This is a genomic window from Pseudomonas sp. 31-12, assembly GCF_003151075.1.
GTDB lineage: Bacteria > Pseudomonadota > Gammaproteobacteria > Pseudomonadales > Pseudomonadaceae > Aquipseudomonas.
This window is the reverse complement of the sequence record NZ_CP029482.1, coordinates 1120067-1145194: the sequence shown is the minus strand read 5'-3', so window position 1 is coordinate 1145194 and position 25128 is coordinate 1120067. Positions and strand designations below refer to the sequence as shown.

Below are 25128 nucleotides of genomic sequence, written 5' to 3'. Positions count from 1 at the left end.
GGGAAATCGCCTGGCAGGTGATTCAAAAAAGGGCGGCGAGTATAGCGCAAACCGAGTCTTACGGACCACCGTTCGCCCTGTCGCCCATGGCGATTGACGGGCTCAAAGGGAGATCCAGGGTGGCTAATTGCTGCTAAATATGGAACCTTTTAAAAGGTGGAGGCGTCCACTCCCCTGTTACAGCTCTCGTAGCAGGGTTTGAAAAACCTGCAAGTTAGCCTGACGAGGCTGCGCTTATGGCTCGATCTCATGCGGTTGCATCAGCATGAAGAGCTGCTTCTCGCGAACGTTGATAATCCCGGCAGCCAGGAATGGCGTTGCCACTCGGGACTGCGTTCGCCGACAAAGAAAAAAGGAGTCCGCCTGTGGCTATTCGCTATGGCAAGGGGCTGATAGGAGGTGCGGTTGTCGTCGCTCTCCTGGCCCTGCTGGTCCACTGGATTGGCATCAACACGATCGAACATTACCGCGACGATTTGTTGTTTTACCTGCAAGCTCACCTGATTCTCGTCCTTGTCTCCATGCTGGCCGCCCTTGTTGTGGGCATCCCCGCCGGTATCTTCCTCAGCCGCCCGAGCATGGTGGGCCGCGCTGAACGCTTCATGCAGATCTTCAACATCGGCAACACCGTGCCGCCTCTTGCCGTACTGGCCATCGCCCTGGGGATCCTCGGCATCGGCAGCGGCCCCGCGATCTTCGCCCTGTTCCTCGCTTCGCTGTTGCCGATCGTGCGCAACACCTATGAAGGCCTGAAAAACGTTCAGGGTTCACTCAAGGAGGCAGCCGTCGGCATCGGCATGACACCGACCCAGGTGCTGTGGCGGGTCGAATTGCCGAATGCCGTGCCGATCATCATCGGCGGCGTGCGCGTGGCCCTGGCGATCAACGTCGGGACGGCACCGCTGGCGTTCCTGATTGGCGCCAACAGTCTGGGCAGCCTGATTTTCCCTGGCATCGCCCTGAACAATCAGCCGCAACTGCTGCTCGGCGCGGCCTGCACCGCCCTGCTGGCCTTGCTGCTCGACGGTCTGGTGACACTCGCCAGCCGCCTCTGGCTCGAACGCGGCTTGCGCCCGTCTTAAGCCTCGGCAAAGGAATTTTTATGAAAAGACTGACCTTAATAATGGGCTGCGTTCTGCTGTTCGCAGGATTCGCCCAAGCCGCTGAAAAACCCGTAATCCGCATCGGCGCCCGGGTGTTCACCGAGCAAACACTGCTCGCGGAAATCACTTCCCAATACCTGCGTACCAAGGGTTATGACACCCAGGTGACCGGCGGACTGGGCAGCAACCTGGCCCGCAGCGCCCACGAAAGTGGCCAGCTGGATTTGATGTGGGAATACACCGGCGTATCGCTGGTGGCTTACAACCACATTACCGAGAAACTCGACAGCGCCCAGTCCTACGCCAAGGTGAAAGAACTCGACGCGAAAAAAGGCCTGATCTGGCTGACCCCGTCGAAGTTCAGCAACACCTACGCCCTGGCCTTGCCGGAAAGCACCGCGAAGGCTTACCCGCAGATCAACACCATCAGCGAGCTGAACACGGTGCTGCAGGCTGAGGCGAAGACCAATCACCTCGTCGCACTGGACACCGAGTTCGCCAACCGTTCCGACGGTCTGGACGGCATGGTCGACCTCTACGGCATGAACCTGACCCGTAAGAACATCCGGCAGATGGACGCCGGGCTGGTCTATACCGCCCTGCGCAATGGCCAGGTGTTTGCCGGCCTGGTCTACACCACCGACGGTCGTTTGAATGCCTTCAAGCTCAAACTGCTCGAAGACGACAAGCACTACTTCCCCGACTACACCGCCGCGCCTGTGGTGCGTCAGGACTACCTCGACGCCCATCCAAAACTGGCGGAAGAAATAAAGCCGCTGGCTGAACTGTTCGACGACGCCACCATGCGCCAGCTCAATGCGCGGGTCGATGTCGACCACGAAAGCCCTTCATCCGTTGCCGCAGACTTCCTGCGCCAGCATCCCCTGAACTGAGGAGGAGAAGACATGGAATTTCTGAACGCCTTTTCCCATCTCGACTGGCCGCTGGTGCTGCACCTGACCTGGCAGCACATCACTCTGGTCGGCATCGCCGTGACATTGGCGATCCTCGTTGGCGTGCCGTTGGGCGTGCTGATGACGCGCTTCCCGACCCTCGCCGGCCCGTTGCAAGCCAGCGCCACGGTGCTGCTGACGGTTCCGTCGATTGCCCTGTTCGGCCTGCTGCTGCCGTTCTACTCCAAGTTCGGCCAGGGCCTCGGTCCGATGCCGGCGATTACCGCGGTGTTTCTGTACTCGCTGCTGCCGATCATGCGTAACACCTACCTGGCGTTGACCGGCGTCGAACCGGGTATTCGCGAAGCCGCCCGCGGCATCGGCATGACCTTCGGCCAGCGCCTGCGCATGGTCGAACTGCCAATCGCCGTGCCAGTGATCCTCGCCGGTGTGCGCACCGCCGTGGTCATGAACATCGGCGTCATGACCATCGCCGCGACCATCGGTGCCGGTGGCCTCGGTGTACTTATTCTCGCTTCAATCAGCCGCAGCGATATGTCGATGCTGATCGTCGGCGCCGTGCTGGTCAGTCTCCTGGCCATCTTCGCCGACCTGCTTCTGCAATGGCTGCAACGCACGCTGACTCCAAAAGGACTGCTCAAATGATCGAACTTCAAAACCTCAGCAAGACCTTCCAAAGCAACGGCAAAGATGTGAAAGCCGTGGACTCGGTAAGCCTGACCGTCAATGAAGGCGAAATCTGCGTATTCCTCGGGCCATCGGGCTGCGGCAAAAGCACCACGCTGAAAATGATCAACCGCCTGATCAAGCCGACCTCGGGCAAGATCCTGATCAACGGCGAAGACACCACCGACCTCGACGCCGTAACCCTGCGTCGCAACATCGGTTATGTGATCCAGCAGATCGGCCTGTTCCCGAACATGACCATCGAGGAAAACATCACCATCGTTCCGCGCCTGCTGGGCTGGGACAAACAGAAATGCCACGACCGCGCCCGCGAGTTGATGAGCATGATCAAGCTCGAACCCAAGCAGTACCTGAATCGCTACCCGCGTGAATTGTCCGGCGGTCAGCAACAGCGGATCGGCGTGATTCGTGCGCTGGCGGCGGATGCGCCGCTGTTGTTGATGGACGAACCGTTCGGCGCGGTCGACCCGATCAACCGCGAGATGATCCAGAACGAGTTCTTCGAGATGCAGCGCGCGCTGAACAAGACCGTGATCATGGTCAGCCACGATATCGACGAAGCGATCAAGCTGGGCGACAAGATTGCGATCTTCCGCGCCGGCAAGCTGCTGCAGATCGATCACCCGGACACGCTGCTGGCGCACCCGGCGGATGACTTTGTCAGCAACTTCGTCGGCCAGGACAGTACGCTCAAGCGACTGTTGCTGGTGAAAGCCGAAGACGCGGCGGACAACGCACCGTCGGTGAGCCCGGAAACCCCAGTGGCTGAAGCCCTGGAGTTGATGGACGAACTGGACCGCCGTTATGTGGTGGTCACGGACGGTGAGAACAAGGCGCTCGGTTATGTACGACGTCGCGACCTGCACCGTCAGACCGGGACTTGCGCACAGTACCTGCGCGAGTTCAACGCCACCGCGGCGTTCGACGAGCATTTGCGTATCCTGCTGTCGCGCATGTACGAGTTCAACCGCTCGTGGCTGCCGGTGATGGATGCCGAGCGGGTGTTCCTGGGGGAAGTGACGCAGGAATCGATTGCCGAGTACCTGAGCTCCGGCAAGTCCCGTGGGGGCAAGACCAGCATTGTTTCGCCAGCCGAAGTTGCAATGGCCTGATCTCTTTCTGAGACTCCAGTGCTTTTGTGGCGAGGGAGCTTGCTCCCGCTCGGCTGCGAAGCAGTCGTAAAGTCAGCCGATGCGGTCATTTCTGAAGAACCGCATTGGCTGATTTTGGGGCCGCTTCGCAGCCCAGCGGGAGCAAGCTCCCTCGCCACAAAGGCTATGTGTAAATCCCTTCAGAATTCCTCATCCGGGGAACATCACACTGTCATGCAGGTCGGTTACATCAGTAGCTGTCGGGGACCGCACGACGGAAGCGTGCAAAAACGCGACATTTTTTGTTGATCTCGAGCCCCTCACGCCCTAAAGTTCGCGCCGAACGTCCATGCTGGAAACGATCCATCCGGCTCAAGTACTGACGACGAGACAGCAAGGCCAAGGGAAGCACCGCCTCCCGTGGCCTTTTTGCTTTCGGCGACATGCCTTGGGAAGTAGGCGAACCAAAGTGGGGATACGGAGGACGTTCATTTGCACCCATTGTTAATTTCAGTTTGCCAGTAGGAGTTCCCAGCATGTCGATCAACGTCGAAGACTATTTCGCGCGCGATACCTTCAACAAAATGAAGGCCTTCGCCGACAAACAAGAAACCCCGTTCGTGGTGATCGATACCGCGATGATCAGCCAGGCCTATGACGACCTGCGCGCCGGTTTCGAATTCGCCAAGGTCTACTACGCGGTCAAGGCCAACCCGGCCGTCGAAATCATCGACCTGCTCAAAGAGAAAGGCTCGAACTTCGACATCGCGTCGATCTACGAGCTCGACAAAGTGATGAACCAGGGCGTCGGCCCGGATCGCATCAGCTACGGCAACACCATCAAGAAATCCAAAGACATTCGCTACTTCTACGAGAAGGGCGTGCGTCTGTATGCCACCGACTCCGAAGCTGACCTGCGCAACATCGCCAAGGCAGCACCGGGTTCGAAAGTCTACGTGCGCATCCTCACCGAAGGCTCGACCACCGCTGACTGGCCTTTGTCGCGTAAATTTGGCTGCCAGACCGACATGGCCATGGACCTGCTGATCCTCGCCCGCGACCTGGGCCTGGTGCCTTACGGCATCTCGTTCCACGTCGGCTCGCAACAGCGCGACATCAGCGTCTGGGACGCGGCGATCGCCAAGGTCAAAGTGATCTTCGAACGCCTGAAAGAAGAAGACGGCATTCACCTGAAGCTGATCAACATGGGCGGCGGCTTCCCGGCCAACTACATCACCCGCACCAACAGCCTGGAAACCTACGCTGAAGAAATCATCCGTTTCCTCAAGGAAGACTTTGGCGACGAGCTGCCGGAAATCATCCTCGAGCCAGGCCGTTCGTTGATCGCCAACGCTGGCATCCTGGTCAGCGAAGTGGTGTTGGTTGCGCGCAAATCCCGTACCGCTGTAGAGCGATGGGTGTACACGGATGTGGGCAAATTCTCCGGCCTGATCGAAACCATGGACGAAGCCATCAAGTTCCCGATCTGGACCGAGAAGAAAGGCGAAATGGAAGAAGTGGTCATCGCCGGCCCGACCTGCGACAGCGCCGACATCATGTATGAAAACTACAAGTACGGTTTGCCGCTGAACCTGGCGATTGGTGATCGTTTGTACTGGCTTTCCACCGGTGCGTATACCACCAGTTACAGCGCGGTTGAGTTCAATGGCTTTCCGCCGCTGAAATCGTTTTACGTGTAAGCAATCTCATGAAGTAAAAGGTCCATGGAAACATGGACCTTTTTTTATTTGCGCAACGATCCCTCAAGGTGGTTCATCATCACCATGCACTCATGTGCGCCCTCCATAGCCGCTTCCAACTTGAAATTCAATTCTCCGAGTCTGGAGGCTCGCTTTGCACTCAACAGTTCGTTGATTACGCTATTCATGCGCTGATGTATTTCCTCGATAAATAACCCCATCTGGGAATTCACAGAAGCGAATCCGTTAAACAACGCAGCAATATCGGCTTTATATTCGGTCGCCCTCACCAACGCATCCCTGGAAGAGTAAGCGATGTCCCACACAGGTGTGGTGCCATTCTCACGAAACAACTCCTCCACCACAGCCGGTTGTGAATGGCAGTTACAGGATTTATGGTTCATGGCCCCAGTGAATACCGAGTTCAGCCCGAACGACTCCCGATACAACTCGGTATTGGTGAATTTCAGTTGTCGCACAGCAGATTTCAGATTATCAAAGCGAAGGTACAGTTCGTGAACCAGATCCTGCACATTCTTCGGTGGAAACAACATCCATGTCGAGGATCTGGTTAACGTATACGCGTTAAAATCCACCTGACCCATAGGTTCGTTCCTGGTGGTTTGCTTAGTCAGCTCAAGAGATTCACAGACAAACATCGCGAGATCTTCAACATAACCGTTGCATAGTCGCTTGGTTTCTTCAGTACGCTTCCAGAACTCTTGCAAATATCGCTCATTAAACATGGCGTTATTCAAGCGCGAATCGGAGGATAAAACCGCGAGTTGATGGCCGCTGTTTCTACGGCGCTCGAACACAATCGGTATATTATTGAACGTCGGCTGCAAGGAACCAAGAAAACGGGTGTAACGGTCTAACACACGCCGCTGAGCCGCGGTGAATTCATAGGCAAGAATATTCATATTCCCTCTTAGAGGGAGTAGGCATGCGCCCACTCCCTCTGCTCTTTATAGCTGCTTAATGGGATTCAAGTACGTGATGACTTCTGAAATCCGGGAAATCGCAGAATCAGCTTGTTCTTCAACGGACAGCGATTCATCTAGTTTGAATTCGCGAGAGAACTTTTCAACGTCGGCAACCAGATTCGAAAATTCACTCACGAAACCCCAGCGCCCATCGTCCAGCTCGTCCAGAGTCTTTAACAATTCAAGCTTCCCATCAATTTGGGTGACATGGTTGATTTGTATTTGCGCCTGCGCTTTCAGATCGACAGCTTTCTGCCTGAGCCTGTTATACGCCGCCAGCATGTTTAGATAGTTAATAGCCTCCCCAATACCAGAGATCAACTTTTTAAGCGTATCAATGGCCAACAATGCGATTTGAACCTGCGGCGGCGCCAAACCCAATGCTTTCAGATTATCCAGCGACAACTGAGCCTCTTCCCCGATTTTTTCAACTCCGGCCTTCACGATCAAATCAATTGCTTCGGACACGGACTTTATCTGCTCGTTCAGTTCAGCCAGTTTCTCTTCGGATTTGCTTTTCAGCTCTTCAGCAAGTGTCCGATCCTGCTGCAACGCAACAATCAACGCTTCCGAATTAGCCCTGTCATAGGGGGCGCTAATACTTCTATGGACACTTTTTAGATCCACCGCTTGTGTGGATATTGTGTTGCGCACACTATTGAGTTGCTTCTCCATATCCTCACGAATCTCCTCCAACTCGTCTGGACTTCCAAGATCTGATTGTAGGATCTCCAGTTCTTTCTTCGCACGGCCCAAAGCGATGATATTTGTCTGGGCCTGGTTACGCAGATCAAACGTTGTCTTATTGATAGCGACCGCCAGATTATTCATAGTCCCCACGGTGCCAGGCAAATATTTATATTGCTCCACAAGCATTTGCGCGGTGGTATTTACTGCTTGTAACGCGGCATTATGATTACGTAAGTCTGCGATATTGAAAGCAGGGCTTTCCGAACTATTAAATAACGAATGCATGGCCATCTTACTCTTGAAAACCAACCGATTATTTTCATACTCTGCGTCCGCCTCTGCGAACACTCGAAGCAATTGATCCGAACTGCCCCGAATTTGCACCCACGGTTCAACGATACTGATGATCTGATTTTTGAACCGTCTCAAAGAAGCCGCTTCATCCAGCTTGCCGACCTCATCATAGGACGCCGTAATGTATAAACTCAGCGCATTCCATACCAGCATGAGATTTTGAGTGGCAACTTCAGCTTCAATTGCGACGTCGGTGAGGTTTTGCAGATCATCACGCACTTTGTTCAAGGCGGCCAGCGTCTGGTTTTTGCCAGCCATCTTTTGGTTGGCGACATGCTGTGCTTCTTTCAGTTGATTTCGTTCGCGGCGAATCTTTTCAGCCTTGACCCCTTGATAGATGCCGAGAATCAACCCGCCAACATTTAAAGTCGCTGCAGCCTTGATCGCTTCCTGAACCAGCTGATCGTACTGTTTACTGAGCTCATCGATTTGTTGGGAATGCTGGTCAATTTCATCTTGCAGGTCCTGAACATCTTTCTGATAGGTATTCTTTTTAACAAATTCCAATCGCAGTTTTATTTCCGGCAATACGACCTTGCGCATATCAGAACCAAAACTATCCAGCTCTGACCTTACAACCTCCGCCTTATCATGACAAAACTTAACTTTTCCAAGCAAGTCATTGAGGGAGGATCTGATATCCGTTACATCATCCGGGTGCAACTCAATATCGGGAAGATCCGTGAACGGGAGTTTCAAAAACTCCTCGGGTTTATTGATATTGTTTTCTTCCAGATACTTCGATGCTCTGTGTTGTGCATAGACCTCTACAATTTCATTACCCGCTCTGATAATGCTACCGGCGAAAACTTTAAGATCGGTGCCTGTCAGCATTATTTTTTCGCGCAATGGCGACCAGCGACTGGCATGATCATACGTCATGGTGAACGTGCGCAGAAAATCTTGGGCAGCAAGTCCTGTGCCGCCTGTTTCTCCGGCGCCGTAGTTCAAGTACGCAACTACGTCTTGCAGACGAACGGGAAGAGAAAGCCCCAGGGTCTCGTACTTCCTCAGACTAATAATCTGAGCCTTGGTCACTTGCAGGCCAGGATCCCGATTATATTCATCACCCTCACCAAGCGATGCGTCCACAAATATTTTTGGCGCTTTGACAGCTGCCTCAATTACCTTATCATCTATCTTGAACGTCATTAGAGACTCCTTGTCATTCCAGACGTTAGTATTATTTAAGTTCCCATCAATGCTGATAAGTCGCTTCATGCAACCCAATTACAGATATCGACAAACGAAACTTAGAGCACAACGACAACTACTCACAAGCCTTTAAATATTAAAATTCAATACAACTCATACACTCCACACTGCGATATCCGCCCCCTATATTTGACGCAATAGCCACATCAACACCATCAACCAACCTGGCGAAGTAACGTTTTTCAGTCAGAACGTCGCAGGGGGCGATAGCATTACCTGACAAGGTTTAATGCGTTAGCAGAGTGAGCGTTATGTGGGTGGGATAAATCAATGGCATAAAAGATTACAACGCAACCAACTGAGATAGCCGTAGCCGATAAGCATCAGCCATCCTGCGGATTTGTGGGTGATCTGAACTTTGTAATGACTCACAACTCACCCGCAAGAAGTTCGCGTTCCCCCCGACCAGTGCCTTGCGCAACCAGCCAAGCGCTTCATCGACTCGCCCCTCATCGGCCAGCACCGCCGCGTAACTGAACTGCCCCCGAAAGTCCCCGCCTTCGGCAGAGCGTTGATACCACTGCCGTGCCGCGAGTGGATCGGCGAGGCACACCTTGCCGTCTTCCAAATAACGTCCCAGCAGGTTCATGGACTTTGCATGGCCCAGTTCGGCCGCCTGTCGATACAGATTCAAGGCTTGCAGCTGATTCACTGTCACGCCACGCCCGGTCGCCAGCAGATTGGCGTAGTTGTACATCGCCCAATCCAGCCCGGCTTCTGCCGCGACTCGATAATGCTGCGCGGCAACCGAAGCCTGCGCCGCACACCCCCAGCCATGTTCATGACAACGACCGAGCATGTTGCGCGCCATCAGATGCCCGCGCCGGGCGGCGATCTCGAACCAGCGCACTGCCAGCGGCTGGTCCTGCCCGATGCCCTGCCCGTCCAGCAGAATCTGCCCGAGCAAGGCCTGAGCATCGAGGATGTTTTCGCCGGCGGCGATCAGAATCGCCTGGGCAGCCCGGGCGGGGCTTTCGTCGAGCATGGCTTTGAGCGCATCACCGTCGAGGATTTCCTCGCGGCGTAATTGATAGCTCATACCTCAACCCAGCGACGCAGCAGGTTGTGATAAGTGCCCGTGAGACGAATCAGCGAAGGATGATCAGGCATGTCCTGAGTCAGTTGCTGGATCGCCCCGTCCATCTCGAACAGCAACGCACGCTGACTGTCTTCGCGCACCAGGCTTTGGGTCCAGAAGAACGACGCGTAACGGCTGCCGCGAGTGACGGCGTTGACCTTGTGCAGGCTGGTGCCGGGATACAGAACCATGTCCCCGGCCGGCAGCTTCACGCGCTGAGTGCCGAAGGTGTCCTGGATTTCCAGTTCGCCACCGTCGTAGTCCTCCGGCTCGCTGAAGAACAGCGTCGCCGACAGATCGGTGCGAACCCGCTCGATACCGCCTTTGGGCTGGCGCACGGCGTTATCAATATGGAAGTCGAAACTGCCGCCCGCCGTGTAACAGTTCAGCAACGGTGGAAAGACTTTGTGCGGTAACGCCGCGGACATGAACAGCGGATTTTTCCACAGCCGCTCAAGCATCGCCGCGCCCACTTCCTTGGCCAGCGGATGACCTTCGGGCAACTGCAGATTGTGCTTGGCTTTGGCCGACTGGTAGCCGGCGGTGATTTTGCCGTCGGCCCAATCCGCCTGTTCCAGAGCCTCGCGGATGCGCTGCACTTCTTCTTTCGCGAACACGCCGGGAATGTGCAGCAGCATGGGAGGACACCTGAGGGTAAAGAGGCGCTAATGGTATTGATTCTTATTGACTGTGTAAAACCCCCACGACGAACGAATCAGCAAAAACCGTAAGGTTAAATTGTAAAGAATGTAAATTCCTCGCGAATAGTAACGTTTCGCAATTGATACAAATACGCGTCTACCCTATATTCCGCGGCCTCAAATCCTTGGGGAGGGGAATTCACATGTCACGCCAACACTCACAATTACCGGTCAGTTCACCGCGTTTGCTCGCGTCTGCAATTGGCGTGGCGATCACTGCCGGCTCTGCTGGCCACATGGTTTTCGCGGCTGAAAAGACCGAGGAAAAAGCGCCGAGTAACGCGATTTCCCTGGGCGCTACCGCCATCACTGGCGAAGCCCAGGATGCGACGGCCTACAACGTCGAAAAAGCCTCCTCTCCCAAGTACACCGCTCCGCTGGTGGACACGCCGCGTTCGGTCACCGTCATCCCGCAGCAGGTGCTGAAGGACACCGGCGCCCTGAATATGCAGGACGCACTGCGCACCGTTCCGGGCATCACTTTCGGTGCCGGTGAAGGTGGCAACCCTCAAGGCGATCGTCCGTTCATTCGTGGTTTCGACGCTCAGGGCGATACGTACCTGGACGGCGTGCGCGACACCGGTTCGCAGAGCCGCGAGATCTTCGCCGTCGAGTCGATCGAAGTCAGCAAAGGCCCGAACTCGGCCATTGGCGGCCGTGGCGCTGCGGGCGGCAGCATTAACCTGGTGAGCAAAAAGGCGCACTTGGGCGACTCGTTTGACGGTGGTTTTACCTGGGGCTCGGACCAGACCCAGCGTTACACCCTGGACGGTAACTACCAGTTCACCGACTCCGCTGCCGGCCGACTCAACCTGATGAGCCACGAAAGCAACGTCGCCGGCCGTGACAGCGTCGATTACGACCGCTGGGGCATCGCACCGTCGCTGGCGTTCGGCCTGGGCACCGACACCCGGGTCAACCTCGATTACTACCATCTCGAAAGCAACGACACGCCAGACTCGGGCATTCCGTACACCATCCCTGTCGCCGGCTCGGCCGCGCGCACCAAGTCCAACCCGGACAAGCCGTTCGCCGGCGGCGATCACAGCAACTTCTACGGGCTGGATCGCGATTTCCGCAAGGGCCGCACCGACACGGCAACCTTCGCCATCGAGCATGACTTGAGCGATGCGCTGACCGTCAAGAACACCTTGCGCCACGGCAGCAGCATGCAGGATTACATCCTGACCCAGCCGGACGACAGCAAGGGCAACGTCAATAACGGCAGCGTCTGGCGCCGGGCCAACACCCGTGTCAGCAACACCGAGACCACCACCAACCAGACCGACCTGTTTGGTGACGTCTACATCGCCGGCTTCAAGAACAGCTTCGCCACCGGCATCGAGTTGAGCCGCGAGGAGAGCCAGAAATCCTCGTACAACGTCAACGTCGACACCACCCCGAGAACGGCGGCTTCGACCACCAACTGCTCCCCGGCATTGATCGGCGCGCCAAGCGGCTACAACTGCACCTCGCTGGCCAACCCGAACCCGAACGATCCGTGGAACGGTGCCATCTCGCGTAACTACGCCGGCACCGACACCCAGGCCGACACCTACGCGCTGTACGTGTTCGACACCCTGGAATTGTCCGAGCAATGGCTGGTGAACATGGGCCTGCGTTACGACCATTTCGATACGAAGTACAAAACCTACAACGCCTCCAGCGTGACCACGTCCAAGGGCGATGACGTCAGCGAATTCGTGACCGGCCAGTTCGGCGTGGTTTACAAGCCGGCGGAAAACGGCAGCATCTATGCGTCCTACGCCACCTCCGCCACTCCGCCAGGCAATACCCTGGGCGATGGCCAGGAAGGCAACCCGTTGGGCGGCACTCCGGATCGCAGCGGCAATCTGTTGAGCAGCGACATGGAGCCGGAAACCACCAAGAACTACGAAATTGGCACCAAGTGGGACTTGCTCAACGATCGTCTGTCGCTGACCGCCGATATCTTCCGCACCGAGAAAGAAAACGCCCGCGTTCAGGTTGATACCACGTCCTATGAAAACGCCGGCAAAACCCGGGTTCAAGGTATCGAACTGTCGGCCAGCGGCAAGATCACCGAGAAATGGCAAGTCTTCGCCGGTTATGCCTACATGGACAGCGAGCAAGTCGATGGCGGCCCACTCGGCGCAGCCAACGATGGCAACGAACTGCCGAACACCCCGAAAAACAGTGCCAGCCTGTGGACGACCTATCAGGTCACGCCGAAGCTGACCATCGGTGGTGGTGCGTTCTATGTCGACGACGTATTCGGCAGCGTGGCCAACACCACCATGGTCGATTCCTACGTTCGTTACGACGCAATGGCGGCGTACAAGTTGAGCAAAAACGTCGACCTGCAATTGAACGTGCAGAATTTGACCGACGAAACCTACTACGACAAAGCCTTCTCGACCCACTTCGCCAACCAGGCGGCGGGGCGCACGGCATTGCTGAGCACCAACTTCCACTTCTGATCAAATACGGGAGCGAGCCTTTGTGGCGAAGGGGCTTGCCCCCGTTGGACTGCGCAGCAGTCCCATAACCTGAACGCGCGGTGTGTCAAATATGGCCCGGGCTCAAATATTGGGGCCGCTTCGCGACCCAACGGGGGCAAGCCCCCTCGCCACACTGGCTCGCTCACACATGGAGTGGCCAACAAGGTCAGGCCCCGTTCATCCATATGAACGGGGCTTTTGTGCGTAAAAAGAATGTTTCTCAGCAACCCACGGCATAATGCGCGCCGTGATGATTATTTCGAACGAACAAGGCGAGCGACGTGTTGAAGAAAACCCTGTTCCAGTTGCACTGGTTTTTCGGCATCAGTGCCGGGCTGGTCCTGGCCCTGATGGGCATCACCGGGGCGATGGTCTCGTTTGAGGATGAAATCCTCAGCGTGCTCAATCCTTCCGTGCTGCAGGTCGAGAAGCAGGTTGCCGGCGTCTTGCCGCCTGCCGAACTGGTGGAAAAAATCGAGGGTGCCTCCGGCAAGAAAGTCGCGATGCTCTGGGTCGATACCGACAGCGGCAACGCCGCGCGGGTGAGCTTCACGCCGCCACCGGGTGAACGCCGGGGCGAGATGCGCTACTTCGATCCGTACACCGCCGAGTTCATGGGTGAGGCCACCGGCCAGGATTTCTTCGGCCTGATGCTGCGACTGCACCGCTTCCTCGCCATGGGCGATACCGGTCGGCAGATCACCGGGGCCTGCACGCTGATCCTGGTGTTTTTCTGCCTGTCCGGCCTGTACCTGCGGTGGCCGCGCCAATGGAAAAACTGGCGCGCCTGGCTGACCCTCGACTGGAAGAAAAAGGGCCGCAGCTTCAACTGGGACCTGCACTCCGTGGCCGGCACCTGGTGCCTGGTGTTTTACCTCCTGTCAGCGCTGACCGGGTTGTCCTGGTCCTATGAGTGGTACAACAAGGGCCTGACCCGACTGCTTTCCGACTCACCGCAAAACGAGCGCGTTCGCGGTGGTCGTGGCCCTGCACCGAGCGGCCCGGCGCCGACCGCGGATTACGCCGCCATGTGGAGCAGCATTTACAGCGCCGCAGGTCCGGCACTCAGCGCCTACAACATCCGCATGCCACCAGTGGCCGGGCAACCGGCGACTGTTTTCTACCTGTTGAACACCTCGCCCCATGATCGGGCGCTGAACCAGATCACCCTCGATCCGGCCACCGGCCTCGTCAAACGGCATGACCGTTACAGCGACAAGAGCCTCAAGGCGCAGCTGCTGACCAGCCTCTACGCGCTGCACGTCGGCAGCTACTTCGGCATCGTCGGGCGGATCATCCTGACGATCACCGCGTTGACCATGCCGCTGTTTTTCGTCACTGGCTGGTTGCTGTATCTCGATCGTCGGCGCAAGAAAAAGCAGATCAGGGACGCCCGCAAAGACTTCGCGCAAACGGGCAACAATGCCCCCGCCTGGTTGATCGGTTTCGCCAGCCAAAGCGGGTTTGCCGAGCAGTTGGCGTGGCAGACCGCCGGGCAATTGCAGGCGGCCGGCCTGCCGGTGAAGGTTCAGCCGCTGGCGAATGTCAGCGAACAGGATTTGCGCGAATCCAGCAACGCGCTCTTCGTGGTCAGCACCTTCGGCGATGGCGAAGCACCGGACAGCGCCCGGGGTTTCGAACGCAAGGTGCTGGGCCATGCGTCGAACCTGGAAAGCCTGAACTACGCAGTCCTGGGTCTCGGTGATCGCCAGTATCAACACTTCTGTGGCTTCGCCCGACGCTTGCACACTTGGCTCGGCGAGCATGGCGGCACGACCTTGTTCGCCCCGGTGGAAGTCGACAGCGGCGACCCTTACGCCTTGCGCCACTGGCAGCAGCAACTCGGCCTGTTGACCGGGCAAGCGCCGGTCGACACCTGGCAAGCACCGAACTTCGACAACTGGACCCTGACCCGCCGCGAGTTGATGAACCCGGACAGCAGTGGCTCGTCGGTGTACTTGCTGGGCCTCACCGCCCCGACGACCAGCAGCTGGCTGGCCGGGGATCTGGTGGAAGTGTTGCCACGCAATTGCCCGTGGGCGATCGAGCATTTCCTTGATGGCCTGGGCATTGAAGGCCGGGCGATGGTGACCTTCGATGGCCTGTCGCAACCGCTGGAGCACGCCCTCGCCAGTCGCCAACTGCCCGAGAACAGAGCGCATCTGGTCGGCCTGCACGCGCAAGCGCTGGTCGACGCTCTGGTGCCGTTGGCCATGCGCGAATACTCCATCGCCTCGATCGCCGCCGACGGCATGCTGGAGCTGATCGTGCGTCAGGAGCTGCACGCCGACGGCAGCCTCGGCATCGGCTCCGGCTGGCTGACCGAACACGCGCCGGTGGGTGGCACCATCAGCCTGCGGGTGCGGCGCAACAGTAGTTTCCACCTGCCGACCGAGCCGGTACCGATGATCCTGCTGGGTAACGGCACCGGGCTGGCCGGGCTGCGCAGTTTGCTCAAGGCGCGCATTACCGATGGGCAGCAACGGCATTGGCTGCTGTTTGGCGAGCGTAATCGGGAATTCGACTACCTGTGTCGCGATGAGCTTGAAGAGTGGCTGACGTCAGGCGACCTGGAGCGACTGGACCTGGCGTTCTCGCGGGATCAGGCCGAGAAGATTTATGTGCAGGATCGACTGCGCGAGTCGGCTGATCTACTGAAGCAATGGCTGGCCGACGGTGCCGTGATTTACATTTGCGGCAGCTTGCAAGGGATGGCTTCAGGTGTGGATCACGTGCTCAACGAAGTGCTTGGCATTGAAGAAGTCGACCGCCTGATCGAGCAGGGTCGCTACCGCCGCGACGTCTACTGAAAGAGCCCCTCACCCTGGCCCTCTCCCAGAGGGAGAGGGGGCTGACCGAGGGGTCTCACGTCATACATCGACCTGAAAAATCGAGTCGAACTCAAGCATCGAGAACGATGAATATCTGCTCCCTTTCCCCCTCTCCCCTCTGGGGAGAGGGCTGGGATGAGGGGGTCGATTTCAAATCATCCGCAAAATCCAGACTACAGTTAAACCTCCATCCCCCTTCACACGGACGTGAAGCATGCCCACCCGCCCCACCCTCAACCAACGCCAATTCGCCCGCCACCTGCGCACCCACCAAACCGACTGCGAACTGCTGCTCTGGCAAAAACTTCGTTCTCGGCAAATCGCCAATCTGAAATTCCGTCGGCAGTTTCCATGCCCGCCATACATCCTGGATTTTTATTGCGTGGAACTGAAGTTGGCCATCGAACTGGATGGTGGTCAGCATTACGAGACGGCGGCAAAAATACATGACCAGCGTCGAACGCTTTACCTTCAGCAGCAAGGTATTGAGATTGTGCGGTTTAGCAATCTGGAAGTAATTGAGCGGATGAGTGAAGTGCTTGAACAAATCATAAGGATTGCTGTGAATCGAACGTCGTGATTCTGATCTTAAATCCACCCTCACCCTAACCCTCTCCCGGAGGGAGAGGGGACTGACCGAGTTGTTCTTAGAGTTACATCGACCTGAAAAATCGAGTCGAACTCAGGTTTGGATACGATGAATATCTGCTCCCTTTCCCCCTCTCCCCTCTGGGGTGAGGGGTGGATCTATCAGACAGGCTGCAGCTTCTGCTCAAACACCGCCACCCCATCCAGATCCCGCAACAACACACTCATCTCCCCCGTCTGCCCATCGATATTCACCTCGCCAAAAAACTGAAACCCGGCAAACGGTGAGGTGTTCTGCGCCGGCGGTGCCTTCTCGAAAACCACTTCGGGCCCGAACGTCTTGTCCAGCGGATTGGGCCCGAAGCTACCAGCATTCAACGGCCCGGCCACAAATTCCCAGAACGGTTCAAAGTCCTGGAACGCAGCACGATCCGGGTGGTAATGATGGGCCGCGCAGTAATGCACATCCGCCGTCAGGAAAACAAAATTGCGCACCTGCTGCGCCCGCAAAAAGCCCAGTAGCTCGGCGATTTCCAGTTCACGTCCCTGGGCCGGTCCGGGATCACCATTGGCCACCGCCTCCCAGCGCGCCACACCGGGGCTGACTTCACCGTCGGGAACGCCGAGGCCGATCGGCATGTCGGCGGCGATGACTTTCCATTGGGCAGTGGAGGCTTTCAACGAAGCCTTCAGCCATTCGAGTTGCTCACGACCGAGAAAGGGTTTGGCAGCGCCGAGGTTGTCGTCATTGGCTTCGCGATAGCTGCGCATGTCCAGCACAAACACATCCAGCATCGGCCCATAGCCGAGCTGGCGATAAATCCGCCCGCCGCCGTCCGCCCTCTGCAAACGCATGGGCGCATATTCGAGCCACGCCTGCCGGGCACGGCTCACCAGGCTGTGGATATCTTTGCTCGTGTAGCGCTCATCCAACTGCTTGCCCGGCGACCAGTTGTTCACCACTTCGTGGTCGTCCCATTGCCAGATCTGCGGGACCTCGGCGTTGAAGCGGCGGACGTTTTCGTCCATCAGGTTGTAGCGGTAGTTGCCGCGATAATCGTCCAGTGTCTCGGCGACTTTGCTCTTGGCTTCGCTGGTGATATTGCGCCACACCCGGCCGCTTTCGGTGGTCAGTTGCGCCGGCACCGGGCCGTCGGCGTAGATGGTGTCGCCGCTGTGGATAAAGAAGTCGGGCAGGCGCAAACGCATGGCTTCGTAGATGCGCATACCGCCGATGTCCGGGTTGATGCCGAAGCCCTGGCCGACGGTGTCGCCGCTCCAGACGAAACGAAGGTCGCGCCGGGTTTGCGGCACGCTGCGCAAGTGGCCGAACCAGGGTTCGCTGGCGACGCCGCTTTGGGCGTCTTCGAAATAAACGCGGTAGAAAATCGCCTGATCGACGGGCAGGCCGGTGAGTTCGACCCGCGCGGTGAAGTCAGTACGCGCATCAGCCAATGGCGAGACAAATCGACGAGGGTTGCCGAACAGGCTGCGGGTGTCCCATTCCACCACCATCCGCACCGGCCGGTCGCTGCGACTCCAGATCATCGCCCGGTCGCCCTGCAGATCGCCGGACTGCACACCATCGGTGAGTTGCGGACGGTCCTTGACCGAAGCGATGACGGCCGGCGCCAGGCCCGGAAGCAAAAGCCCGGCGCCGACGGCTTGCATGACACGACGGCGGCCGAGGTCGAATTCGCTCATGGTGTTCTCCCTGAAAAGGAAAACTAAAGCATGTACGCATGACGCTGATGTGAAAATGCAATCCCTGTGGGAGCGAGCTTGCTCGCGATAGCGGTGTAACAGTCACTATTTTCGTTGAATGTTAAACCGTCATCGCGAGCAAGCTCGCTCCCACAGGGTTGGGTGTCAGGCGCTGACGGGCTCTATTGCCAGTTCAACGACTTCAGGCCGCTTGAGCAGCGCATACGCCACCGCCGTCAGCAAACTCCCGGCCACAATCGCCAGCAAATACAACAGCGCATGGTTGATCGCATTCGGGATCGCCAGCACAAACAACCCTCCGTGCGGCGCCATCAGTTTGCAGCCGAAATACATCGACAGCGCACCGGTCAGCGCGCCGCCGGCAATGCTCGCCGGAATCACCCGCAACGGATCCTTGGCGGCAAACGGAATCGCGCCTTCGGAGATAAAACACAGCCCCAACACCAACGCTGCCTTACCGGCCTCGCGCTCAGTCTGGGCAAACTTGCGGCGGGCGATAAACGTGGCGATGCCCAAGCCAATCGGCGGCACCATGCCGGCGGCCATGGTCGCGGCCATCGGGGCATAACTTTGCGAGGCCAGCAGCCCGACCGAGAACGCATACGCGGCCTTGTTGATCGGCCCGCCAAGGTCGACGCACATCATCCCGCCGAGCAGCACACCCAGCAGAATCGCGTTGGTGGTGCCCATGCTGTCGAGGAAGTGCGTGAGCCCTTCAAGCATCCCGGCCACCGGTTTGCCGACGATGTAAATCATCACCAGGCCAGTGAACAGGCTCGCCAGCAACGGGATGATCAGGATCGGTTTCAGCGCCTCAAGACTTTGCGGCAGACGCGCGTATCGATTGATCGCCTGCGCCGCGTAACCGGCGATGAAACCGGCAATGATCCCGCCAATAAAACCGGCGCCCAAAGTGCTCGCCAGCAGACCACCGATCATCCCCGGTGCCAAGCCCGGACGGTCGGCGATCGAATAGGCGATGTAACCCGCCAGCAGCGGCACCATCAACTTGAACGCGGTCTCGCCGCCGATCTGCATCAGGGCGGCGGCGAGTGTGCCTTCCTCCTTGAAGGCAGTGATGCCGAACACGAAGGACAAGGCGATCATCAGACCGCCCGCCACTACCATCGGCAGCATGTACGACACCCCCGTCAGCAAGTGTTTATAGATGCCGGTTTTCTCTTGCTTGGCCGGACCCTTGGCACCGGTCGCAGCGGTTTCCTGCTTGCCTTCGGTCAGCGCTTTGTTCAGCGTCGCCTCGGCCTGCTTCAACGCAATACCTGTGCCGCAACGGTAAATCTTCTTGCCGGCAAAACGCTCGGTGGCGACTTCGATATCGCAGGCCAACAGCACCACATCAGCATCGGCAATCGCTGCGGCGCTGAGTGGATTGCGCGCACCAACCGATCCCTGAGTTTCCACTTGCAGGTCGTACCCCAGACGCTTGGCTGCTTGTTGCAAGGCTTCGGCAGCCATGAACGTGTGGGCGACACCGGTCGGACACGCCGTGATCGCCACCAGACGTGGCGCGTTTTGAACGGTGGCCGCAGGTTGCGCGACAGCTTCGGTCGCGACATACACCTGAGCCTCTTCAGCACCTCGGCGCAGCACCGCTTCGACATCCTGCAACGCCTGGGCCGGCGTACTCTGGAACACGCGTTTGCCAACAAACCGCGACATGTCCACCGGCGTGCTGGTGACCAGCAACACCCACTCGGCGGCTTCAATCGTGGCCGCCGACAGCTGACGTTCCGGATGCGCGGCATCCACCACTTCGACGCTGGTGCTCCAGCCCTGACGCTGGGCCGCTGCATCAAGCAAGCGGGCGCACAGCACACTGGTGACCATGCCGTTCGGGCAGGCCGTAACAATGGCTAACTTCATGACAAACCCTCTTATTGTTCTGTCAGGGTGCGAATGCGCACGCCCTGTTCGAGCCGCGCCAACTGCGCGACATCGCCAATACCGAAACCGATCTGCGTGACCGCCATCGCGGCAATCGCCGTGGCGGTGCGCAAGGTTTGTTCAGGCGTGTCGGCGCTGAGCAAACCGTGGAGCATGCCGGCCAGCAACGAATCGCCTGCGCCCACGGTGCTGACGACGCTGACCTTGGGCGGCGTGGCGTGCATCGCCGAGCCGACACTGAACCAGTTCACGCCGTCGGCACCGTGGGAAATCACCACATGCTCGATGCCTTGAGCGTGCAAACGGCTCGCCGCTTCGGCTTGTGCCGCCACCGATATCACCTCGCAGCCGAGCGCGTCGGCCAGCTCTTCAGTGTTCGGTTTGATCAGCCACGGGCCGGCCTTGAGTGCGGCGCGCAATGCTTCACCGCTGCTGTCGAGGGCGACATTCAGACCGAGGGTTTTCAGACGTTCAATCAACGCCTGCAACCACTGCGGGCTGATCCCTTGCGGCAGGCTGCCGGCCACGACGACCGCGTCATGACCCGGGGCGATCTGATCGAGTCGATCCAGCAACGCCTGCTGCGCCGCCTCATTGACCATCGGCCCCGGACCGTTGATGTCGGTGATCCGACCGTCGTTTTCCGCGAGTTTGATGTTGCTGCGCGTCTCACCGGGCACCCGGATGAACGCATCGACAAAACCGCGCTTGGCGAACAGGGTTTCGAACGCTTGAAGGTTGTCCTCACCGAGGAACCCGCTGACCGTCAGCTGATGCCCGAGGTCGGCCAGCACCTGCGCGACGTTCACGCCTTTACCGGCGGCGTGGGTGTGCATCTCGTCGCTGCGATTGACTTGGCCGGGTTCAAGTCGCGGCAATTGCACCGTCAGGTCCAGCGCCGGGTTGAGCGTCAGGGTCAGGATTTTGGCCATTACAGGGCCTCCACTAATGCGCGCACTTCATTGGCGCTGCCCACGGCCAGGGCCTGTTGGGCGAGAATTTTGGTTTGGCTGAGGCTGAGTTCGCGGATCCGCGCCTTGACCTCGGCAATGCTGCGGCCCGACACGCTGAGTTCGTCCACGCCCAGCCCGACCAGCACCGGCACCGCCAGCGGATCGGCCGCCAGCTCGCCGCACACGCCGACCCACTTGCCGTTGGCATGGGCCGCGCGCACGGTAATGTCGATCAATTGCAGCACCGCCGGGTGCAAGCCGTCCGCCTGAGCCGACAAGGTCGGGTGACCGCGGTCGATGGCCAGGGTGTACTGGGTCAGGTCGTTGGTGCCGACGCTGAAGAAGTCGACTTCCTTGGCCAGCACCGGCGCCAGCAAGGCCGCCGATGGCACCTCGATCATGATCCCCAGTTGCAGGTCCGCGACCGGGATTTCCAGACGCAGGCGTTCGGTCATGTCCCGGGCCTGGCGCCATTCATCGACGCTGCCGACCATGGGGAACATGATCCGCAGCGGGCGGTTATCCGCAGCACGCAGCAAGGCGCGCAACTGCGCTTCCATGACCTGCGGACGCTGCAAGGTCAGGCGAATGCCACGCACGCCGAGGAACGGGTTTTCTTCTTTCGCGATCGGCCAGTACGGCAGCGGTTTGTCGCCACCGACGTCGAGGGTGCGAACCACCAGGGGACGCCCGGCCAGGCCATCGAGGACGCGGCGGTATTCGACTTCCTGGGTGGCCTCGTCCGGCGCCTGGGAATGGGCCATGAAAATCAGTTCGGTGCGCAGCAAGCCGATGCCTTCGGCACCCTGCTCCACCGCGCTGGTCACACCTGCACTTTCGCCGATGTTGGCGAACACTTCGACCGCGTGGCCGTCAGTGGTTAGTGCCGGTTGATGGCGTTGTTCGGCGGCGGCTTTGAGGCGTTGCTCGCGGGTGTCGCGTTCTTCGGTGGCGCGCTGCAGGGTCGCCGCGTCGGCGTCCACGTGCAGGCGACCGCGCTGTCCGTCAATCAGCAGCGGCGTGCCCGGCGCCAGCAGCAACACCGCTGCACCGGCGCCGACCAAGGCCGGAATGCCCAGCGCCCGGGCGACAATCGCGCTGTGAGCGGTCGCGCCGCCGCGGGCCGTGAGAATGCCGGCCACGCGAGCCGGGTCGAGACGGGCAACGTCGGACGGGCCGACTTCGTCCATCACCAGAATGTATGGCTGATCGGGTTCACTCGGGGTTTCGACGCCACAGAGTTGCGCCAGCACCCGACGGCCGATGTCGCGCAAGTCGGCGGCACGTTCGGCGAGCAAGGCGTCCTGCAACGATTCCTGTTGTTTGGCCGCCGCTTCGATCACCGCCATCCACGCTGCTTCGGCGCTTTCGCCTTGCTTGAGGCGGGTGTCGACTTCATCGGTCAATTCCGGGTCGTCGAGCATTTCCTGGTGGGTGATGAAAATCTCGCGAATGGCCTTGGATTTGCTGCGTTCAATCAGGCCTTCAATGTCGCGACGCACGTGCTCCAGCGCTAGTTTGAGACGCTCGCGCTCGATCGCCGCAGATTCGCCTCGCAGCGGATAATCGATGGTTTGCAGCACTTGAATATGCGCCGGGCCGATGGCGATGCCCGGTGCAGCGGCAATCGCCTGGACCTGGCTGCCGGACGCTGGCGCGAGAAGCACTTGCGCCACATCAGCAAACACTTCGCGCTGCTGGCTCACGGCGGGCAACGGTTCGACTTCTTCACCGAGGCCTTCTTCGATGGCGGCCAGCAAGGCTGGCAACGCGTCGGCGGCGATGCTCGGTTCGGCGACGAACTCCAGCACCTGACCGCGACGGGCGCCGAGGCTGAGCAATTTGCTCAAGCTCTTCACCGACACGGCGCTGTCCTGGCCATCGACGATGCGCACGCGGATTTCGCCTTCAAAACTTTTCGCCAACTGCGCGAGGATCTTCGCCGGGCGAGCATGCAAACCGTGGGCATTGGCCAACGCAATGCGCGCGCTCGGCCAATCCGCCGGCAGTTCACCGCCCAGCACTTCGAGGACTTTACGGCTGCTGGTGGCGCGGCCCAATTCGTGGCCACGACCTTCAATCAGCAACGCGCAAAGACGTTCGAGCAGAGCCTGATGCGCCTCGCCGAGGCTGGCCAGGCAGAACAGGCCGCTGAGGGGCTGGCCGAGGTAGCGCATCGGTTTATCCGGCGTGACGAAGGCCAGGCCCGGACGCTTGACCGTTTGCTCGCTGTGCAGCCACCACAAGCCATCGCCCAGCGGCAGCGCTTCGACCTGCTGCAACACGGCGGAGAACCCGTTGCTGACGCAATCGGCCTGACGCAGCAAACGCGCACCACGCCAGACCAGTTCTTCGAAGTCGTCGGCGGAAACACCGAGGCCGATCATCTGTGCATCCAGCGCCAGTTCCTGCGGTGCGCCTTGCAGCAGTTTCAACAAGGCTTCGGCGGAACCGGCGCGACGCAGGGCCTGCCCCAGGTCGGTTTCACCGAGGGCGCGGGTCAGCAATTGCAGCAATCGCAAGTGTTCGTCGGATTTGGCGGCGATACCAATCGCCAGGTAGACGATCTGACCGTCGCCCCAGTCCACGCCTTCGGGGAATTGCATCAACCGCACACCGGTGGAAAAAACCTGATCGCGGGTTTCCGGCGTGCCGTGGGGGATGGCAATACCTTGACCGAGAAAGGTCGAGCCCTGGGCTTCGCGCGCCTGCAAACCGGCGAGATAACCCTCGGCCACCAAGCCATCGGTGACCAGATGCCGGGCCAGCAATTGCAACGCGTCGGACTTATCCACAGCCGACTGGCCCATGGATATCTGCTCTATGGTGAGCTCGAGCATGCTTTCTCCTTTTTGGCGTCTGTTGGCGCCAGGTATTGTTTTGAATGATTCCAGCTTAGGCGCTTAGTCATCACTTTTGGCGGTTTCGCGGCAGAACCGGCCAAATGCGCTTATAACGTAGAAAATACGCTTGCTGAAACGTTTAATCTAGAATGATTGGCACGTTACTCGATTATGTCCCATCCTTGAAGTCCAACTTGTCGGAAGCGTTGTGACGATGGTCGTCTGCCCGAATCGGGTAGGATTGGCGAAAATGTCGGGGCAAGCTCGAAAAAACAAGGAAATCCCGAGTTGAAACTCAGTGATATCGCACAGTTGGCCGGTGTGTCCGTTACCACCGCCAGTTATGTCATTAATGGCAAGGCCGAACAGCAACGTATCAGCAGTGCCACCGTCGAGCGCGTTCGTGCGGTCGTCGAACAACATGGTTTTACACCTAACCCCCAGGCGGCAGGACTGCGCAGTCGGCATACCCGCACCTTGGGCTTCATTCTGCCGGACCTGGAAAACCCCAGTTACGCCCGCATTGCCAAACTGCTGGAACAAGGTGCCCGGGCTCGCGGTTATCAATTGCTGATCGCCAGTTCCGACGATGCGCCGGACAGCGAACGGCAATTGTTGCAACTGTTCCGCGCCCGGCGTTGTGATGCGTTGATCGTCGCCAGTTGCCTGCCGGCCGGTGACGACAGCTACCGTCAGCTGCAAGCCAAAGGCATTCCGATCATCGCCATCGACCGGGTGATGGAACCTGAGCATTTCTGCTCGGTGATCAGCGATGATCGCGAGGCCAGCCTGCAACTGACCCGCAGTCTGCTCGATCCACTGCCCAAGCAAATCGCGCTGATCGGCGCCCGTCCCGAGCTGAGCATCAGCCAGGAACGGGCTGCCGGGTTCAAGGAAGCGTTGACCGGGTTCAAAGGCGAGGTGCTGATCGAGCACGGTGAGTCGTTCAGCCGCGAGTGCGGCAAACAGTTGATGGAAGAGTTGCTGCAGCGCCTGGGGCATTTGCCGGATGCGCTGGTGACCACGTCCTACGTGCTGCTTCAAGGCGTGTTCGATGCCTTGCACGATTACCCGCTGAAAACCCGTCCGCTGCGCCTCGGCACCTTCGGCGACACGCAGTTACTGGACTTCCTGCCGCTGCCGGTCAACGCCATGGCCCAGCAGCATCAGTTGATTGCCGACAAGGCGCTGGCCTTGGCATTGGCCGCCATCGAGCAGTCCGATTACCAACCCGGCGTGCAAGCCATCGCGCGGACCTTCAAGCAGCGTATTCGCCAGGATTGA

General features: G+C 58.7%; 17 protein-coding genes and 2 pseudogenes. 10 read left to right on the top strand and 9 right to left on the bottom strand.

The window, feature by feature from the left end:
* Window positions 1-365 precede the first annotated feature (365 nt).
* From DJ564_RS05175 to DJ564_RS05150, 5 genes are all read left to right on the top strand, one after another.
* Window positions 366-1082, top strand: a complete 717-nt coding sequence (locus tag DJ564_RS05175; protein WP_010463434.1) for an ABC transporter permease — start codon at window positions 366-368, stop codon at window positions 1080-1082.
* 20 nt (window positions 1083-1102) lie between these two features.
* The gene (locus tag DJ564_RS05170) at window positions 1103-1996 is read left to right on the top strand and encodes a glycine betaine ABC transporter substrate-binding protein (RefSeq protein WP_109627936.1); all 894 of its coding nucleotides are present in this window, start codon (window positions 1103-1105) and stop codon (window positions 1994-1996) included.
* A gap of 12 nt (window positions 1997-2008) precedes the next feature.
* Complete coding sequence (locus DJ564_RS05165; RefSeq protein WP_010463438.1) at window positions 2009-2662, top strand: ABC transporter permease; 654 nt, start codon at window positions 2009-2011, stop codon at window positions 2660-2662.
* Entirely contained in the window at window positions 2659-3816 is a 1158-nt protein-coding gene (locus DJ564_RS05160; protein WP_109627935.1) for a betaine/proline/choline family ABC transporter ATP-binding protein, read from the top strand. Before DJ564_RS05165 ends, DJ564_RS05160 begins: the two co-directional genes overlap by 4 nt.
* A 515-nt stretch (window positions 3817-4331) precedes the next feature.
* Window positions 4332-5495, top strand: coding sequence for a type III PLP-dependent enzyme (locus DJ564_RS05150; protein WP_033058084.1), 1164 nt, complete (start codon window positions 4332-4334; stop codon window positions 5493-5495).
* Window positions 5496-5539: 44 nt separating this feature from the next.
* Here DJ564_RS05150 and DJ564_RS05145 read toward each other — a convergent pair whose 3' ends face one another.
* Complete coding sequence (locus tag DJ564_RS05145) at window positions 5540-6418, bottom strand: hypothetical protein (protein ID WP_109627934.1); 879 nt, start codon at window positions 6416-6418, stop codon at window positions 5540-5542.
* Between the two features lie 45 nt (window positions 6419-6463).
* The gene (locus DJ564_RS32760; protein WP_371922075.1) at window positions 6464-7156 is read right to left on the bottom strand and encodes an alpha-xenorhabdolysin family binary toxin subunit B; all 693 of its coding nucleotides are present in this window, start codon (window positions 7154-7156) and stop codon (window positions 6464-6466) included.
* Between the two features lie 294 nt (window positions 7157-7450).
* Here DJ564_RS32760 and DJ564_RS32755 point away from each other — a divergent pair.
* Window positions 7451-7609 (top strand): annotated as a pseudogene (locus DJ564_RS32755) (hypothetical protein); the annotation flags it as partial.
* On the opposite strand, the pseudogene DJ564_RS32750 reads toward DJ564_RS32755, so the two are convergent.
* The 3 genes and pseudogenes from DJ564_RS32750 to DJ564_RS05130 form a co-directional block, all read right to left on the bottom strand.
* A pseudogene (locus DJ564_RS32750) lies at window positions 7538-8677 on the bottom strand (alpha-xenorhabdolysin family binary toxin subunit A); the annotation flags it as partial. The pseudogenes DJ564_RS32755 and DJ564_RS32750 sit on opposite strands and share 72 nt — an antisense overlap.
* Window positions 8678-9023: 346 nt before the next feature.
* The gene (locus tag DJ564_RS05135; RefSeq protein ID WP_109627932.1) at window positions 9024-9779 is read right to left on the bottom strand and encodes a tetratricopeptide repeat protein; all 756 of its coding nucleotides are present in this window, start codon (window positions 9777-9779) and stop codon (window positions 9024-9026) included.
* The gene (locus DJ564_RS05130; RefSeq protein WP_109627931.1) at window positions 9776-10456 is read right to left on the bottom strand and encodes a Fe2+-dependent dioxygenase; all 681 of its coding nucleotides are present in this window, start codon (window positions 10454-10456) and stop codon (window positions 9776-9778) included. The genes DJ564_RS05135 and DJ564_RS05130 overlap by 4 nt, the downstream gene beginning before the upstream one ends.
* A 206-nt stretch (window positions 10457-10662) precedes the next feature.
* Here DJ564_RS05130 and DJ564_RS05125 point away from each other — a divergent pair, with 206 nt between their 5' ends.
* From DJ564_RS05125 to DJ564_RS05115, 3 genes are all read left to right on the top strand, one after another.
* Window positions 10663-12978 carry a TonB-dependent siderophore receptor gene (locus tag DJ564_RS05125; protein ID WP_109627930.1) on the top strand — a complete coding sequence of 772 codons (2316 nt, stop codon included), beginning with the start codon at window positions 10663-10665 and terminating at the stop codon, window positions 12976-12978.
* Between the two features lie 302 nt (window positions 12979-13280).
* Window positions 13281-15809, top strand: a complete 2529-nt coding sequence (locus tag DJ564_RS05120) for a sulfite reductase flavoprotein subunit alpha (RefSeq protein WP_109627929.1) — start codon at window positions 13281-13283, stop codon at window positions 15807-15809.
* Window positions 15810-16044: 235 nt separating this feature from the next.
* Window positions 16045-16410 carry an endonuclease domain-containing protein gene (locus tag DJ564_RS05115; protein ID WP_109627928.1) on the top strand — a complete coding sequence of 122 codons (366 nt, stop codon included), beginning with the start codon at window positions 16045-16047 and terminating at the stop codon, window positions 16408-16410.
* Between the two features lie 170 nt (window positions 16411-16580).
* Here the strand turns inward: DJ564_RS05115 and DJ564_RS05110 are convergent, their stop codons facing one another.
* The 4 genes from DJ564_RS05110 to ptsP form a co-directional block, all read right to left on the bottom strand.
* Window positions 16581-18122: an alkaline phosphatase gene (locus DJ564_RS05110; RefSeq protein ID WP_109627927.1), complete on the bottom strand. Its 1542-nt coding sequence runs from the start codon at window positions 18120-18122 to the stop codon at window positions 16581-16583.
* Between the two features lie 165 nt (window positions 18123-18287).
* A complete protein-coding gene (locus DJ564_RS05100; protein WP_109627926.1) occupies window positions 18288-20027 on the bottom strand; it encodes a PTS fructose-like transporter subunit IIB in 1740 nt (579 codons plus the stop codon).
* An 11-nt stretch (window positions 20028-20038) separates the two neighbouring features.
* Window positions 20039-20980, bottom strand: a complete 942-nt coding sequence (pfkB, locus tag DJ564_RS05095) for a 1-phosphofructokinase (RefSeq protein WP_109627925.1) — start codon at window positions 20978-20980, stop codon at window positions 20039-20041.
* The gene (gene ptsP, locus DJ564_RS05090) at window positions 20980-23841 is read right to left on the bottom strand and encodes a phosphoenolpyruvate--protein phosphotransferase (RefSeq protein WP_109627924.1); all 2862 of its coding nucleotides are present in this window, start codon (window positions 23839-23841) and stop codon (window positions 20980-20982) included. The genes pfkB and ptsP overlap by 1 nt, the downstream gene beginning before the upstream one ends.
* A 291-nt stretch (window positions 23842-24132) precedes the next feature.
* Between ptsP and cra the strand changes: the two genes are divergently transcribed.
* Window positions 24133-25128: a catabolite repressor/activator gene (gene cra / locus DJ564_RS05085; protein WP_109627923.1), complete on the top strand. Its 996-nt coding sequence runs from the start codon at window positions 24133-24135 to the stop codon at window positions 25126-25128.